The 15,170-nt window shown below is 66.2% G+C and carries 13 protein-coding genes and 1 pseudogene; all 14 read left to right on the top strand.

The genetic code is table 11. The features are described 5' to 3' along the window. Positions 1-24 precede the first annotated feature (24 nt). The 14 genes and pseudogenes from fliT to PCA10_RS19840 all read left to right on the top strand — a co-directional run bounded on the left by fliT (position 25) and on the right by PCA10_RS19840 (position 15,017). Positions 25-321 carry a flagellar protein FliT gene (gene fliT, locus PCA10_RS19905; protein WP_016493873.1) on the top strand — a complete coding sequence of 99 codons (297 nt, stop codon included), beginning with the start codon at positions 25-27 and terminating at the stop codon, positions 319-321. A gap of 218 nt (positions 322-539) precedes the next feature. After that, a complete protein-coding gene (locus tag PCA10_RS19900; RefSeq protein ID WP_016493872.1) occupies positions 540-2,012 on the top strand; it encodes a sigma-54 dependent transcriptional regulator in 1,473 nt (490 codons plus the stop codon). A 110-nt stretch (positions 2,013-2,122) separates the two neighbouring features. Further along, positions 2,123-3,328 carry a sensor histidine kinase gene (locus PCA10_RS19895; protein WP_016493871.1) on the top strand — a complete coding sequence of 402 codons (1,206 nt, stop codon included), beginning with the start codon at positions 2,123-2,125 and terminating at the stop codon, positions 3,326-3,328. A gap of 6 nt (positions 3,329-3,334) precedes the next feature. Beyond that, positions 3,335-4,744, top strand: a pseudogene (gene fleR / locus PCA10_RS19890) (sigma-54-dependent response regulator transcription factor FleR). A gap of 235 nt (positions 4,745-4,979) precedes the next feature. Beyond that, positions 4,980-5,309 (top strand): flagellar hook-basal body complex protein FliE, encoded by a 330-nt coding sequence (gene fliE / locus PCA10_RS19885; protein WP_016493868.1) that lies wholly within the window; start codon positions 4,980-4,982, stop codon positions 5,307-5,309. Between the two features lie 14 nt (positions 5,310-5,323). Next, positions 5,324-7,114 (top strand): flagellar basal-body MS-ring/collar protein FliF, encoded by a 1,791-nt coding sequence (gene fliF / locus PCA10_RS19880; RefSeq protein ID WP_016493867.1) that lies wholly within the window; start codon positions 5,324-5,326, stop codon positions 7,112-7,114. After that, positions 7,107-8,123 (top strand): flagellar motor switch protein FliG, encoded by a 1,017-nt coding sequence (fliG, locus tag PCA10_RS19875; RefSeq protein WP_016493866.1) that lies wholly within the window; start codon positions 7,107-7,109, stop codon positions 8,121-8,123. The genes fliF and fliG overlap by 8 nt, the downstream gene beginning before the upstream one ends. Positions 8,124-8,130: 7 nt before the next feature. After that, positions 8,131-8,931, top strand: coding sequence for a flagellar assembly protein FliH (gene fliH / locus PCA10_RS19870; RefSeq protein ID WP_016493865.1), 801 nt, complete (start codon positions 8,131-8,133; stop codon positions 8,929-8,931). Continuing rightward, on the top strand, positions 8,921-10,273 hold the full coding sequence (gene fliI, locus PCA10_RS19865) for a flagellar protein export ATPase FliI (RefSeq protein WP_016493864.1): 1,353 nt from the start codon (positions 8,921-8,923) through the stop codon (positions 10,271-10,273). The genes fliH and fliI overlap by 11 nt, the downstream gene beginning before the upstream one ends. Positions 10,274-10,279: 6 nt before the next feature. Next, a complete protein-coding gene (gene fliJ, locus PCA10_RS19860) occupies positions 10,280-10,729 on the top strand; it encodes a flagellar export protein FliJ (protein WP_016493863.1) in 450 nt (149 codons plus the stop codon). A 544-nt stretch (positions 10,730-11,273) separates the two neighbouring features. Then, positions 11,274-11,579, top strand: coding sequence for an STAS domain-containing protein (locus PCA10_RS19855; RefSeq protein WP_016493862.1), 306 nt, complete (start codon positions 11,274-11,276; stop codon positions 11,577-11,579). A gap of 11 nt (positions 11,580-11,590) precedes the next feature. After that, the gene (locus PCA10_RS19850; protein ID WP_016493861.1) at positions 11,591-13,285 is read left to right on the top strand and encodes an ATP-binding SpoIIE family protein phosphatase; all 1,695 of its coding nucleotides are present in this window, start codon (positions 11,591-11,593) and stop codon (positions 13,283-13,285) included. A 31-nt stretch (positions 13,286-13,316) separates the two neighbouring features. Continuing rightward, positions 13,317-13,670 carry an Hpt domain-containing protein gene (locus PCA10_RS19845; RefSeq protein ID WP_016493860.1) on the top strand — a complete coding sequence of 118 codons (354 nt, stop codon included), beginning with the start codon at positions 13,317-13,319 and terminating at the stop codon, positions 13,668-13,670. Positions 13,671-13,751: 81 nt separating this feature from the next. Next, on the top strand, positions 13,752-15,017 hold the full coding sequence (locus tag PCA10_RS19840; protein ID WP_016493859.1) for a flagellar hook-length control protein FliK: 1,266 nt from the start codon (positions 13,752-13,754) through the stop codon (positions 15,015-15,017). Positions 15,018-15,170 lie beyond the last annotated feature (153 nt).

Below are 15,170 nucleotides of genomic sequence, written 5' to 3'. Positions count from 1 at the left end.
GCCCGTTTGGCAGGAGAATTTTCGATGAATGCATCAGTCCAGCGTCTTGAAGCAACCGGCAGCGCCCTGCGTGAAGCGTTGGCCCGCAAGGACTGGGCGGCCATTGGCGAGCTCGACCAGCTCTGCCGCCAGGCCGTCGACGACGCCATGATCGATGCCGTCGAAGACCCCGAGCAGCTCGGCAGCCGCATGCAGGAACTGCTGGCGCTGTACCGCGAGCTGGTGACCATCTGCCAGGCCGAGCAGCAGCGCATCGCGGGCGAACTGATCCAGCTCAACCAGGCCCAGCAGGGCGCCAAGGTGTACAAGCTGTTCGGCTGATGGCCCCGCACTACTCATCTGCCACTAGTTCGATATTGTTCTGTCAGCCGCTTAGCCATTCCGTCGGCTCGAACAAAAAAAGCACGCCATAAAATTGACTCGGCAAGGTTTTTTCACTTTACTAGTGGCCAATTGCCGGTCAAATCCCCTCCCGGGAAGCACCGTCTGCCCATGCGCTGTGGAACACGGCGTTCAGCCCTAAAAGCAAGAACCAGACAATGTGGCGTGAAACCAAGATTCTGCTGATCGACGACAATGGCGATCGCCGCCGCGAGTTCGCGGTGATCCTGAATTTCCTCGGCGAAGAGTACCTGGCCTGCGGCAGCGACGATTGGCGCGACGTGACGGGTTCGCTGAATTCCAGCCGTGACGTCCTCTGCGTCATGCTCGGCGAAGTCAGCGCCAAGGGAGGCGTGCTCGAAATGATCAAGCAGTTGCTGGAGTGGGACGAGTTCCTGCCGGTGCTGCTGATCGGCGACCAGGTCCAGGCCGAATGGCCGGAAGACCTGCGCCGTCGCCTGCTGGCCAGCCTGGAGATGCCGCCGAGCTACAACAAGCTGCTCGACTCCCTGCATCGCGCCCAGGTCTACCGCGAGATGTACGACCACGCCCGCGAGCGTGGCCGCCAGCGCGAACCCAACCTGTTCCGCAGCCTGGTGGGCACCAGCCGTGCCATCCAGCAGGTCCGCCAGATGATGCAGCAGGTGGCCGACACCGACGCCAGCGTGCTGATCCTCGGCGAGTCCGGCACCGGCAAGGAAGTGGTGGCGCGCAACCTTCACTACCATTCCAAGCGTCGCGAAGCGCCCTTCGTGCCGGTCAACTGCGGCGCGATTCCGGCGGAGCTGCTGGAAAGCGAACTCTTCGGCCATGAGAAGGGTGCCTTCACCGGCGCCATCACCAGCCGGGCAGGGCGCTTCGAGCTGGCCAACGGCGGTACCCTGTTCCTCGACGAGATCGGCGACATGCCGCTGCCGATGCAGGTCAAGCTGCTGCGCGTGCTGCAGGAGCGCACCTTCGAGCGTGTCGGCAGCAACAAGACCCAGAACGTGGATGTGCGCATCATCGCCGCCACCCACAAGAACCTCGAGCAGATGATCGAGGCCGGCAGCTTCCGCGAAGACCTCTACTACCGCCTCAACGTCTTCCCCATCGAGATGGCGCCGCTGCGTGAGCGCGTGGAAGACATCCCGCTGCTGATCAACGAACTCATCTCGCGGATGGAACACGAGAAGCGCGGCTCCATCCGCTTCAACTCCGCCGCCATCATGTCCCTGTGCAACCACGATTGGCCGGGCAACGTCCGGGAGCTGGCCAACCTGGTGGAGCGCATGGCGATCATGCATCCCTACGGCGTCATCGGCGTCAGCGAACTGCCGAAGAAATTCCGCCATGTGGACGACGAGGACGAGCAGCTCAAGGCCACCCTGCGCGAAGAGATCGAGGAGCGCTCGGCCATCGGTGCCGGCCTGCCGGGCATCGCCTCGCCGGCGCTGCTGCCGCCGGAAGGGCTGGACCTCAAGGACTACCTCGGCAACCTCGAGCAGGGGCTGATCCAGCAGGCGCTGGACGACGCCTCCGGTGTCGTGGCCCGCGCCGCCGAACGCCTGCGCATCCGCCGCACCACCCTGGTGGAGAAGATGCGCAAGTACGGCATGAGCCGCCGCGACGAGGAATTGGCGGAGGAATAATTCCGCTTTTTCCAAGTCCTTGTTTTTAAAGGATTAAATTTTAGGCACGGGTATTGCTACATCTCACTCGACCGACCGTCTGCTGACGGTCGATGGAGTGAGAGAAGAGCATGAGCCAAGCCGTCATCCCTGTACCGACCCCGGAAAACACCCCCGCCGAACAGGCCGGCCGCGCTGGTCTTGAACAGGCTTTTGCGCTGTTCAACCAGATGTCCGTCCAGCTCAGCGAGTCCTACAGCATGCTGGAGGCGAGGGTTACCGAGCTCAAGGGTGAACTGGCCCTGGTCAGTGCCCAGCGCATGCAGGAACTGGCCGAGAAGGAACGCCTGGCCAACCGCCTGCAAAGCCTGCTGGACCTGCTGCCCGGCGGTGTCATCGTGATCGACGGGCAGGGCGTGGTGCGTGAAGCCAATCCCGTGGCGCGCAGCCTGCTCGGCAAGCCGCTGGTGGGCATGCTCTGGCGCGAAGTGATCGCGCGCAACTTCGCCCCGCGTGAAGACGACGGCCACGAAATCTCCCTCAAGGACGGCCGCCGGTTGTCCATCGCCACCCGCTCCCTGAATGCCGAACCCGGCCAGTTGGTGTTGCTCACCGACCTGACGGAAACCCGTCGCCTGCAGGACCAGCTGTCCCGTTCCGAACGTCTTTCCGCCCTGGGGCGCATGGTCGCCTCCCTGGCCCACCAGATCCGCACGCCGCTTTCCGCCGCGCTGCTCTATGCCAGCCACCTGACCCAGCAGGTCTTGCCGACCGACCAGCAGCAACGTTTCGCCGGCCGCCTCAAGGAGCGCCTGCACGAGCTGGAACATCAGGTCCGCGACATGCTGGTGTTCGCCCGTGGCGAGCTGCCATTGCCGGACCGGCTGGCGCCCTCGGCGCTGTTCAATGCCTTGCGTACGTCCGCCGAATCCCATGTGCAGGAGCGTGAAGTACGCTGGCAGTGCGACCTCAACGACGGCGAGCTGCTGTGCAACCGCGACACCCTGGTCGGGGCGATGCTCAACCTGATCGAGAACGCCAACCAGGCCGCCGGCCGCGAGCTGCGCCTGAAGGTGCACCTCTACCGACGTGGCGGCGACCTGCGCCTGACCATCAGTGACAACGGCCCCGGCATCGACGCCGCCACCCTGGCGCGCCTGGGCGAACCCTTCTTCACCACCAAGACCACCGGCACCGGCCTCGGGCTGGCCGTGGTCAAGGCGGTGGCGCGCGCCCATCGCGGCGAACTGCAACTGCGCTCGCGGCTCGGCCGCGGCACCTGCGCCACCCTGGTACTGCCGCTGATTCCCGCGGCGCAATCGGTCATACAGGAGTAACGGACGATGACTGCCAAAATTCTGCTGGTTGAAGATGACCGCGCCCTGCGTGAAGCCCTGGCGGACACCCTGCTGATCGGTGGCTACGACTACCGTGCGGTGGACTGCGCCGAGGCAGCCCTGCAAGCGCTGGGCGAGGAGCCCTTCGGCCTGATGGTCAGCGACGTCAACATGCCGGGCATGGACGGCCATCAATTGCTGGGCATCGTTCGCCAGCGCCATCCGCAACTGCCGGTGCTGTTGATGACGGCCTTCGGTGCGGTGGAGCGCGCGGTGGACGCCATCCGCCAGGGCGCCGCCGACTACCTCCTGAAACCCTTCGAACCCGCCACCTTGCTGGAACTGGTGGCGCGCCATGCCCTGGGCCGCGTCAGCCAGGCCGCCAATGACGGCCCGGTGGCCCTGGAGCCGGCCAGCCGCCAGTTGCTGGAACTGGCCGCGCGGGTGGCGCGCAGCGATTCAACCGTGCTCATCTCCGGCGAGTCCGGCACCGGCAAGGAAGTGCTGGCGCAGTACATCCACCAGCAATCGCCCCGCGCGGGCGGCCCCTTCATCGCCATCAACTGCGCGGCGATTCCGGACAACATGCTCGAGGCCACCCTGTTCGGCCACGAGAAGGGCGCCTTCACCGGCGCCATCGCCAGCGCGCCGGGCAAGTTCGAACTGGCCGACGGCGGCACCATCCTGCTCGACGAGATTTCCGAAATGCCCCTGGGCCTGCAGGCCAAGCTGCTGCGCGTGCTGCAGGAGCGGGAAGTGGAGCGGGTCGGCGCGCGTCGGCCGATCAACCTGGATATCCGCGTGCTCGCCACCACCAACCGTGATCTGGCCGGCGAAGTGGCGGCGGGGCGTTTCCGCGAGGACCTCTACTATCGCCTCTCGGTGTTCCCCCTGGCCTGGCGTCCGCTGCGTGAGCGTCCCGCCGATATCCTGCCGCTGGCCGAGCGCCTGCTGGCCAAGCACGTCAAAAAAATGAACCACGCCGCCGTGCGCTTCTCCACCGACGCCCAGGCGGCCCTGCTGGCCCACGGCTGGCCGGGCAACGTGCGCGAACTGGACAACGCCGTGCAGCGCGCGCTGATCCTGTAGCAGGGTGGCCTGGTCCAGCCCCATGACCTGTGCCTGACGGCGCCCATCGGCATGGCCATCGCGCCTTCGCCGGCGCCGCTGCCCGCGTCCGTGGTGTCGCTGCCCCTGGCCGCCGCGCCCAGCCTGCCGGTCGAGGCGCCCAGTGCCCTGGGCGATGACCTGCGCCGCCACGAGTTCCAGATGATCATCGATACCCTGCGTTCCGAGCGCGGCCGCCGCAAGGAAGCCGCCGAGCGCCTGGGCATCAGCCCGCGTACCTTGCGCTACAAGCTGGCGCAGATGCGCGATGCGGGCATGGATGTCGAGGCCTACCTGTACGCCAGCTGAGGCCGGAGCCAGCCTTGCAGGATGGGGCAGGCGGCGGTCCGCGAGCCTGCGAAACCCATCGAGTGCGGATGATGGGCTTCGCTCCGCTCTACCCATCCTACGGTTGAATCCAAAGGCCCGGCCCTGCGCCGGGCTTTTTGCTTTCAGAATTCCCGCCGATTGGCACCCTTGTTGCAGATACCCCTGCATCGGACCGCGTAGCGTCAAAAAATCGCGGCAGTTGAAGGAGTAAGTGATGAGCCAGGGTGTTGAATTCAATCGCCTGATGTTGGAAATGCGGGCCATGCAGATGGATGCCATGGCGCGCAAGCCGGCCCCCGTGGAAGCCCCCGCGGCGGAGCTGCCGAGTTTCGCCGACATGCTTGGGCAGGCCGTGAACAAGGTGGCCGCCACCCAGAAAGTCTCCACCGACATGGCCACCGCCTTCGAGGTCGGCCAGAAGGGTGTGGACCTCACCGATGTGATGATCGCGTCGCAGAAGGCCAGCGTTTCCTTCGAGGCCATGACCCAGGTGCGTAACAAGCTGGTCCAGGCCTACCAAGACATCATGCAGATGCCGGTTTGAGGGCGGATTGAGAAATGGCTGAAGCCGCTGTTGCAAAGGTCCCTGCCAAGGTAGACGGGTCGGACTCCGGGGAAGAGAAGAAGCCGCTGTTCGGCTTGTCCTTCCTGGAAAACCTCTCGCAGATGAGCATGCTGCGTCAGGTGGGTCTGCTGGTCGGCCTGGCCGCCAGCGTCGCCATCGGCTTCGCCGTGGTGCTCTGGTCCCAGCAACCGGACTACCGCCCGCTCTATGGCAGCCTTTCCGGGCTGGACGCCAACCAGGTGGTGGAAGCCCTGACCGCCGCCGACATCGGCTACAAGATCGAACCCAACTCCGGCGCCCTGCTGGTGAAGTCCGAGGACCTCGCCCGTGCGCGCATGAAGCTCGCCGCCGCCGGCGTCACCCCCAGCGACAACACGGTCGGCTTCGAGATCCTCGACAAGGAGCAGGGTCTGGGCACCAGCCAGTTCATGGAGGCCACCCGCTATCGCCGGGGCCTGGAAGGTGAATTGGCGCGGACCGTTTCCAGCCTGAACAACGTCAAGGGTGCCCGCGTGCACCTGGCCATCCCGAAAAGCTCGGTGTTCGTCCGCGACGAGCGCAAGCCCAGCGCCTCGGTGCTGGTGGAACTCTATCCCGGCCGCTCCCTGGAGCCGAGCCAGGTGATGGCCATCGTCAATCTGGTGGCGACCAGCGTGCCGGAACTGGAGAAGTCCCAGATCACCGTGGTCGACCAGCGCGGCAACCTGCTCTCCGACCAGCAGGAACTCTCCGAGCTGACCATGGCCGGCCGCCAGTTCGACTTCACCCGGCGCATGGAAACCGTCTTCACCCAGCGCGTGCACAGCATCCTGCAGCCGGTGCTGGGCAGCGGGCGCTACAAGGCGGAAGTGTCCGCCGACGTGGACTTCAGTGCCGTCGAATCCACCGCCGAGATGTTCAACCCGGACCAGCCGGCCCTGCGCAGCGAACAGAAGCTGGCCGAGGAGCGGCAGAACAATGGCGGCCCCCAGGGCGTGCCCGGCGCGCTGTCGAACCAGCCGCCGGCGCCCGGCGCCGCACCGCAGCAGGCCACCGGTGCCGCGCCGGCCGGCGTGCAGCCGGGCCAGCCGATCCTGGACGACAACGGCCAGCAGATCATCGACCCGGCCACCGGCAAACCGCTGCTGGCGCCGTTCCCCACGGACAAGCGCGACCAGACCACCCGCAACTTCGAGCTGGACCGCTCGATCAGCCACACCCGTCAGCAGCAGGGCCGCCTGCGTCGGCTGTCCGTTGCGGTGGTGCTGGACGACCAGGTCAAGGTCGACCCGCAGACCGGCGAAACCAGCCGGGTACCCTGGACCGCCGACGAGATCACCCGCTTCACCCGCCTGGTGCAGGACGCGGTGGGCTTCGATGCCAGCCGTGGCGACAGCGTCAGCGTGATCAACACGCCGTTCCTGGCCGACAACAGCGAAGAAGTCATCGACATTCCCTTCTACACCCAGCCCTGGTTCTGGGATGTGGTGAAGCAGGTACTGGGCGTGCTGTTCATCCTGGTGCTGGTGTTCGGCGTGCTGCGTCCGGTGCTGAACAACATCAGCGGCGGCAACAAGTCCAAGGAACTGGAAGGCGGCCGCGGTGGCGACGTCGACCTGGGCGAAATGGGGCTGTCCGGCGAGCTGTCGGACGATCGTGTAAGCCTGGGCGGCCCGCAAAGCATCCTCCTGCCCAGCCCGAGTGACGGGTATGATGCGCAACTCAACGCCATCAAGAGCCTGGTGGCCGAGGATCCCGGCCGCGTGGCCCTGGTAGTCAAAGAGTGGATCAACTCCGATGAGTGAAAATCGCGCCGCGGTCAAGCTGAACAAGGTCGACAAGGCCGCCATCCTGCTGCTGTCGCTCGGCGAGACCGACGCCGCCCAGGTGCTCCGCCACATGGGGCCCAAGGAAGTGCAGCGGGTCGGCGTCGCCATGGCGCAGATGCGCAACATCCACCGCGAACAGGTGGAGCAGGTGATGAGCGAGTTCGTCGAGATGGTCGGCGACCAGACCAGCCTGGGCGTCGGCGCCGATGGCTACATCCGCAAGATGCTCACCCAGGCGCTCGGCGAGGACAAGGCCAACAACCTGATCGACCGCATCCTGCTGGGCGGCAGCACCAGTGGCCTGGACAGCCTGAAGTGGATGGAGCCGCGCGCCGTGGCCGACGTGATCCGCTACGAGCACCCGCAGATCCAGGCCATCGTGGTCGCCTACCTCGACCCGGACCAGGCCGCCGAAGTGCTCAGCCACTTCGACCACAAGGTGCGCCTGGACATCGTCCTGCGCGTGTCTTCGCTCAACACCGTGCAGCCTTCCGCGCTCAAGGAACTCAACCTGATCCTCGAGAAGCAGTTCGCCGGCAACGCCAATACCACCCGCACCACCATGGGCGGCGTGAAGCGCGCGGCGGACATCATGAACTTCCTCGACAGCTCGGTCGAAGGCCAGCTGATGGACTCGATCCGCGAAGTGGACGAGGACCTCTCGACCCAGATCGAGGACCTGATGTTCGTCTTCGACAACCTGGCCGATGTCGACGACCGTGGCATCCAGGCGCTGCTGCGCGAGGTTTCCTCCGATGTGCTGGTGCTGGCCCTCAAGGGCTCGGACGAGGCGATCAAGGAAAAGGTCTTCAAGAACATGTCCAAGCGTGCCGCCGAACTGCTGCGCGACGACCTCGAGGCCAAGGGCCCGGTGCGCGTCAGCGACGTGGAGTCGGCACAGAAGGAAATCCTCACCATCGCCCGCCGCATGGCCGAAGCCGGGGAAATCGTCCTCGGTGGCAAGGGCGGCGAAGAAATGATCTGAGGCGGTCATGGCCAGCAAGGAATCGCCAAGCGAACTGATCCGCGCCAAGGACGTCAACGTCTTCGATCGCTGGTCGCTGCCCAGCTTCGACCCGGCCGGCGCGGAGCCGGAGGTCGAGCCCGAGCCGGAAGCGGCGGTCACCGCCGCCGAGCCCGAGCCGGAACCGCAGATCGAGGAAGTGCCCATTGAGGACGTCAAGCCGCTGACGCTGGACGAACTCGAGGCCATCCGCCAGGACGCCTACAACGAAGGCTTCGCCACCGGCGAGCGCGACGGCTTCCATGCCGGCCAGCTCAAGGCCCGGCAGGAAGCCGAGACGGCCCTGAACGCGCGCGTGGCCCAGCTGGAGACCCTCATGGGCCAGCTGCTGGAGCCCATCGCCGAACAGGACCGGCAGATCGAGGAATCCCTGATACACCTCACCAGCCTGATCACCCGCCAGGTGATCCAGCGCGAGCTGCGCACCGATTCCAGCCAGATCCGCCATGTGCTGCGCGAGGCCCTGAAGCTGTTGCCCATGGGCGCCAGCAATCTGCGCATCCACATCAACCCGCAGGACTTCGAGCAGGTCAAAGCCCTGCGCGAACGCCACGAGGAAAGCTGGCGCATCCTCGAGGACGAAGCCCTGGAGCCGGGTGGCTGCCGTGTCGAGACCGAACATTCGCGCATCGATGCCAGTATCGAAACGCGGCTCGCCCAGGCCATGAAGCAACTCTTCGAGCAACAGCGCGAGCAGAAGGTGCATCCGCCGTCCGCCGACCTGGTGCTGGACCTGGACGCCCCGGACAGCCTCGACCATGCGTATTGAGCGGGCCAGCTTCGCCAAGCGCCTGGCGGGTTACAACGACGTCATCGACCTGCCCACGCAACCCCTGGTGGAAGGCCGCCTGCTGCGCATGGTGGGCCTCACCCTGGAAGCGGAAGGCCTGCGTGCGCCGGTCGGCAGCCGTTGCCTGGTGATCAACGACGACAGCTATCACCCGGTGCAGGTGGAGGCCGAGGTGATGGGTTTTGCCGGCAGCAAGATCTACCTGATGCCGGTGGGCAGCCTGTCGGGCATCGCGCCCGGCGCCCGGGTGGTGCCCCTGCCGGATACCGGCCGCCTGCCCATGGGCATGTCCATGCTCGGTCGGGTGCTCGATGGCGCCGGCCGCGCACTGGACGGCAAGGGCGGCATGAAGGCCGAGGACTGGGTGCCGATGGACGGCCCCACCATCAACCCCCTGAAGCGCCACCCCATCAGCGAGCCGCTGGATGTGGGCATTCGCTCGATCAATGCGCTGCTCACCGTCGGCCGTGGCCAGCGCCTCGGCCTGTTCGCCGGTACCGGCGTGGGCAAGAGCGTGCTGCTGGGCATGATGACCCGCTTCACCGAGGCGGAGATCATCGTCGTCGGCCTGATCGGCGAACGGGGCCGCGAGGTGAAGGAATTCATCGAGCACATCCTCGGCGAAGAAGGCCTCAAGCGTTCCGTAGTGGTGGCCTCGCCGGCGGACGATGCGCCGCTTATGCGCCTGCGCGCCGCCATGTACTGCACCCGTATCGCCGAATACTTCCGCGACAAGGGCAAGAATGTCCTGTTGCTGATGGATTCCCTGACCCGTTTCGCCCAGGCCCAGCGCGAGATCGCCCTGGCCATCGGCGAGCCGCCGGCCACCAAGGGCTATCCGCCCTCGGTGTTCGCCAAGCTGCCGAAGCTGGTGGAACGCGCCGGCAATGCCGAGCAGGGCGGCGGCTCCATCACCGCCTTCTACACCGTGCTTTCCGAGGGTGACGACCAGCAGGACCCCATCGCCGACGCCGCGCGCGGCGTGCTCGATGGCCACTTCGTGCTGTCCCGTCGCCTGGCCGAGGAAGGCCACTACCCGGCCATCGATATCGAGGCGTCCATCAGCCGGGTCATGCCCCAGGTGGTCAGTCCGGAGCAAATGAAGCTGGCCCAGCGCTTCAAGCAGCTCTGGTCGCGCTACCAGCAGAGCCGCGACCTGATCAGCGTGGGCGCCTATGTCGCCGGCGGCGATCCCGATACCGACCTGGCCATCGCCCGCCAGCCGACCATGAGCGCCTTCCTGCGCCAGGCCCTGGACGAGAGCGAAGGCCTGGCCCCGAGCGCCCAGCGCCTGGCGGCTTCCCTCGGCGTCCAGGGCTGATAACCCATGTCCGGCACCCGTGCGGCGCGCCTGGCGCCGGTAGTCGAAATGGCCGCCCGCGCCGAGCGCGAGGCGGCGCGCATGTTGGGCCGCTGCCAGGGCCAGGTGACCCAGGCGGAGATGAAGCTCGGCGAGCTGGAACGCTATCGTGGCGACTACCAGCAGCAGTGGATCGAGGAGGGCAAGCGCGGGGTTTCCGGCCAGTGGCTGATGAACTACCAGCGCTTCCTGTCCCAGCTGGAATCGGCCATCGGCCAGCAGGCGCAGAGCGTCAAATGGCACCGCGACAACCTCGACAAGGCACGTGCCGCCTGGCAACAGCGCCACGCTCGCCTGGAAGGGTTGCGCAAGCTGGTGCAGCGCTACCTCGATGAAGCCCGTGCAATCGAAGACAAGCGCGAGCAGAAGTTGCTCGATGAGCTGGTGCAGCGGATGCCGGGACGGGGGGAGGGCTGAGGTCTCGGTGCTCAGCTCAGCTCTGAGTGGGCTGATGGTTTCTGTTTCGCCTTCCCGGGCGAGTTCCTTTTCCAATCGTTGAAAAGGAACCAAAAAACTTGCCCCGACATCCGGGTTTGGCTTCGCCAAACTTCCCTCGCTCCATCCTTGCTCCGGGGGCCGGCGCGAAGGGCCATCCATGGCCCCGCGCGCCTCTCGCGGCATCCATGCCGCTCGTCCCCCTGCGCAAGGATTCCACTCGGCCTCCTGAAGGGGCGGTTTGCGCGGCGTCATTTTCGCTGCTTCGTTTCAGGCCGCAGTTGGCATCAGGTTGGTTTGTGCCTCGTCGGCGCGAGTCACCCCTCGCCCTCTGGGAGAGGGGCGGGGGGAGAGGGAGGCATCAGCTGGCTCGGAGTCAGTTCGGTATGAGTTGCCCTCGCCAGTTTTACTCCCGGTCATCCCGACAGCCTAAATTTCTTCTCCGCGCCGCTTTCCGGTTGCCCTGCTTGGAGGCGGGTGCTAAATCTTCTCCACGCGCTTTCCGAACTTGAACAAGGAGCTATGCATGGCCATTACCTCGATGCCCTCCGATGATGGGCAGGAGCTGACCATCACCATCCAGGGACGTTTCGATTTCGGCGCCCACCAGGAATTCCGCGACGCCTACGAGCGCGTCAACACCACCCCCAAGCGCTACGTCGTGGACCTCAAGGGCACCACCTACCTCGACAGCTCTGCCCTCGGCATGCTGCTCCTGCTGCGTGACCACGCCGGCGGCGAACGAGCGCAGATCCGCCTCGCCAACTGCAACCCCGACGTCCGCAAGATCCTCGCCATTTCCAACTTCGAACAACTGTTCCAGATCGCCTGAGGTTCATCGCCATGCCGTCGCCGCTGACGATCCTGATTGCCGAGGACAACGCGGCGGACAGGCTGCTGCTTTCCACCATCGTCAGTCGCCAGGGCCATCGCGCCCTCACCGCCGCCAATGGCCTGGAAGCCGTGTCGCTGTTCCAGCAGGAACAGCCGCAGCTGGTGCTGATGGACGCCCTGATGCCGGTCATGGACGGCTTCGAGGCGGCCCGGCGGATCAAGCAGCTGGCGGGCGAGGCCCTGGTGCCGATCATCTTCCTCACCTCGCTGACCGAGAACGAGGCCCTGGTGCGCTGCCTGGAGGCCGGCGGCGACGACTTTCTCGCCAAGCCCTACAACCGCGTCATCCTCGAAGCCAAGATCAAGGCGCTCGACCGCCTGCGCCGCCTGCAGGACACCGTGCTGCAGCAGCGTGACCTGATCGCCCGGCACAACGAGCACCTGGTCACCGAGCAGCGGGTGGCCAAGGCGGTGTTCGACAAGGTGGCGCATTCCGGCTGCCTGAGCGCGCCGAACATCCGCTACCTGCAATCGCCCTATGCGCTGTTCAACGGCGACCTGCTGCTGGCCGCCTACAAGCCGTCCGGCGGCATGCACGTGCTGCTCGGCGACTTCACCGGCCATGGCCTGCCGGCGGCCATCGGCGCCATGCCGCTGGCCGAGGTGTTCTACGGCATGACCGCCAAGGGCTACGCCATGGCGGACATCCTGCGGGAGATGAACGCCAAGCTGAAACGCATCCTGCCGGTGGGGGTGTTCTGCTGCGCCACCTTCCTCAACCTGAGCTTCCAGCGGCGCATGGTCGAGGTGTGGAACGGCGGCCTGCCGGACGGCTACCTGCGCCGCGCCGGCAGCGGCGAGCGGGTGCCGCTGGTGTCCCGCCACCTGCCGCTGGGGGTGCTCGAGCAGAGCGCCTTCAATGCCCACTTCGAGGCGTACCCCATCGAGACCGACGACCGCATCTTCCTGGTCTCCGATGGTGTGCTGGAAACCCGCAACGACAACGACGAAGTCTTTGGCGACCAGCGCCTGCGCGAGGTGTTCGACGCCAACGGCGATGGCAATCGCCTGTTCGACGAGATCCAGCTGGCTCTTAGCGCCTTCCGTGGTCACGCCCAGGACGACGTGAGCATGATCGAGGTGCGCATGCTCGATGAGGTCACCGAGCGCGCCAAGCTGGCCTTCACCGACAGCGGCCATTCCAGTCCGCTGGATTGGTCCGCCAGCTTCGAATTCCGCGCCCAGACCCTCAAGCGCTTCAATCCCTTGCCCTTCCTCCTGCAGCTCCTGCTGGAGGTCCAGGGCCTGCGCGACCAGGGCGGGGCACTCTACACCGTGCTCGCCGAGCTCTATTCCAACGCCCTGGAACATGGCGTGCTGGGGCTGGACTCCTCCCTGAAACGCAATGCCGAGGGCTTCGCCCGCTACTACCGTGAGCGCAGCGAGCGCCTGGCCGCCCTGGAGGCCGGATATGTGCGCTTCAACCTGCAATTGCTTCCCGAGGGACGGGGAGGGCGCCTGATCGTCAAGGTGCAGGACAGCGGCAAGGGCTTCGACCTGGCGGGCGTATTGGCCGGCCCGACATCGATGGACAGCCTCTGCGGCCGGGGCCTGACCCTGGTGAGCAAGCTCGCGGCCCACTGCGAGCCCGGCGAGGGCGGCCAGGGCATACATGTGGAGTTCCGCTGGCCCGCTCAGGCATAATTTTCCGACTTCAGTACAGGGAGCGAGGGATTTGTCCGATATCCATCTCGACCATTCAGTGCTGTCTGCCCTGCGGGACGTCATGGAGGACGAGTTTCCGGTGTTGCTGGATACCTTCCTGGCGGACTCGACCGAACGCCTGCGGCAGATCCAGGACAGCCAGCGGCTAGCCGACAGCCAGGCGCTGCGCCTGGCTGCCCACAGCTTCAAGGGCAGCTGCAGCAATATGGGCGCGCTCCTGCTGGCGGGCCTGTGCAAGCAGCTGGAAGACATCGCCCATCGCGACCAGTTGGCCGACGCGCCTGCCCTTATCCTGCAGATCGAAGAAGAGTTCCTCATCGTGCGCGCGCTGATGCAGGAAGAGCGTCGCGGGCTGGCCGGCTGAGCCGCGATTTCCCCAGGGCCGAAATGTTGGCCCGTCCCTTGCAATCCCCCTGGCACGAACCAACCCGAGCGGAGAGTGCCCATGCCCGTTGCCCCCGATCTGCTTCTTCAGGCCAGGCCTGAGGTGAAGCCGAAAGCACCGGCCGCGAAAGCCCCGGATAAACCGGTGGAAACCAGCAAGGGCGAGGCATCCAGCTTCGCCCAGATGTATGCCAAGGAACGTCAGGCCAAGGCCGCCGAGCGCAACGACGCGGCTGCCAAGCAGGCCAAGGACAAGACCGATGAAGTGGCCGGCCAGGAAAAGCCGACCGCCGACCCTGCCGCCACCGCGCCCGCCGTTGCCGATAGCGGCAAGGCCTTGCCGGCCGAAGAGGGCGAGACCAGCGAAGCTTCGGTCCCCGAAGAGCAGGTCCTGGACCCACTGCTGCTGATGGCCATGACCGGCCAGGCACCGGCCGATGACGCTGCCGCCGCCGCCGAGCTCGGCAGCGAGCTGCTGCCTGTGCCGCCCACGGTCAACAGCGCGGCCCCGGCTACCCTGAGCGAGGCCAGCCTCGACCCCGACCTGGATCAGCTCAACGGCTTGCCGGCGGTGAAAATGGCCCTCGAACAGGGTGCCCAGGCCGCCCAGCAGGCACAGAACGCCACGCAGACGGCGCCCACCGCCGACCAGGACTTCGCCAGCGCCCTGGCCGCCTTCGCGGACGAGCCGCTGGAAGCGGGCGAGGGCAAGCTGGACAGCGAACTGTCGACCGCCACCTTGTCGGTGGAGGTGGCCGATGGCCTGGGCGAGAACAAGGGCGAGGTGCGCAACGAACTGCTCGCCAGTCGTCTCAACAGCCTGAGCCAGGCCATCAGCCAGCAGGCCGCCCAGGCCCAGCGTGCGCCGGTCTTGGTGCCGGGCCAGCCGGTGCCGTTGAACCAGGGCGGCTTCAGCGAAGCGGTGGTGGACCGGGTGATGTGGCTGTCCAGCCAGAACCTCAAGTCCGCCGAGATCCAGCTCGATCCGCAGGAGCTGGGCCGCCTCGAGGTACGGGTGAACCTGAACCAGGACCAGACCCAGGTGACCTTCGCCAGTCCCAACGCCAACGTCCGCGACGCCCTCGAAGGGCAGATGCACCGTCTGCGCGACATGTTCGCCCAGCAGGGCATGAACCAGCCGGACGTGAACGTCTCCGACCAGTCCCTCAGCCGTGGCTGGCAAGGGCAGGGCGGTGACGGCGAGCGCCGTGGCGGCAACCGTGCCGATTTTGGCGCCGGCAGCGGCGATGAGGAAATCTCGGTCAGCCACAGCGAGATTCGTCCGACCCACAGCGGCGGGCGTGGCCTGGTGGACTACTACGCCTGACGGCCCGCTTGCACGAACGCAGACCCCGGCGCCGGACTTGTAGGCGCGACGTAGGATGGGTTGAGCTTGCGATACCCATGCTGTTTGGTTGGAGCAGATGGGTATCGCTTCGCTCAAGCGGAGCGCCGCCCGCCAAATCCTACGAAGCGCCCG

It is taken from the genome of Pseudomonas resinovorans NBRC 106553 (assembly GCF_000412695.1).
GTDB lineage: Bacteria > Pseudomonadota > Gammaproteobacteria > Pseudomonadales > Pseudomonadaceae > Metapseudomonas > Metapseudomonas resinovorans_A.
The sequence above is the reverse complement of the archived record's forward strand: the minus strand, read 5'-3'. Positions and strand labels throughout refer to the sequence as shown.

What these genes read in the sequence shown, in the direction of transcription:
- fliT (WP_016493873.1), top strand. Translation starts at nt 25, where the DNA reads ATGAATGCATCAGTCCAGCGTCTTGAAGCAACCGGCAGCGCCCTGCGT.
- PCA10_RS19900 (WP_016493872.1), top strand. Translation starts at nt 540, where the DNA reads ATGTGGCGTGAAACCAAGATTCTGCTGATCGACGACAATGGCGATCGC.
- PCA10_RS19895 (WP_016493871.1), top strand. Translation starts at nt 2,123, where the DNA reads ATGAGCCAAGCCGTCATCCCTGTACCGACCCCGGAAAACACCCCCGCC.
- fliE (WP_016493868.1), top strand. Translation starts at nt 4,980, where the DNA reads ATGAGCCAGGGTGTTGAATTCAATCGCCTGATGTTGGAAATGCGGGCC.
- fliF (WP_016493867.1), top strand. Translation starts at nt 5,324, where the DNA reads ATGGCTGAAGCCGCTGTTGCAAAGGTCCCTGCCAAGGTAGACGGGTCG.
- fliG (WP_016493866.1), top strand. Translation starts at nt 7,107, where the DNA reads ATGAGTGAAAATCGCGCCGCGGTCAAGCTGAACAAGGTCGACAAGGCC.
- fliH (WP_016493865.1), top strand. Translation starts at nt 8,131, where the DNA reads ATGGCCAGCAAGGAATCGCCAAGCGAACTGATCCGCGCCAAGGACGTC.
- fliI (WP_016493864.1), top strand. Translation starts at nt 8,921, where the DNA reads ATGCGTATTGAGCGGGCCAGCTTCGCCAAGCGCCTGGCGGGTTACAAC.
- fliJ (WP_016493863.1), top strand. Translation starts at nt 10,280, where the DNA reads ATGTCCGGCACCCGTGCGGCGCGCCTGGCGCCGGTAGTCGAAATGGCC.
- PCA10_RS19855 (WP_016493862.1), top strand. Translation starts at nt 11,274, where the DNA reads ATGGCCATTACCTCGATGCCCTCCGATGATGGGCAGGAGCTGACCATC.
- PCA10_RS19850 (WP_016493861.1), top strand. Translation starts at nt 11,591, where the DNA reads ATGCCGTCGCCGCTGACGATCCTGATTGCCGAGGACAACGCGGCGGAC.
- PCA10_RS19840 (WP_016493859.1), top strand. Translation starts at nt 13,752, where the DNA reads ATGCCCGTTGCCCCCGATCTGCTTCTTCAGGCCAGGCCTGAGGTGAAG.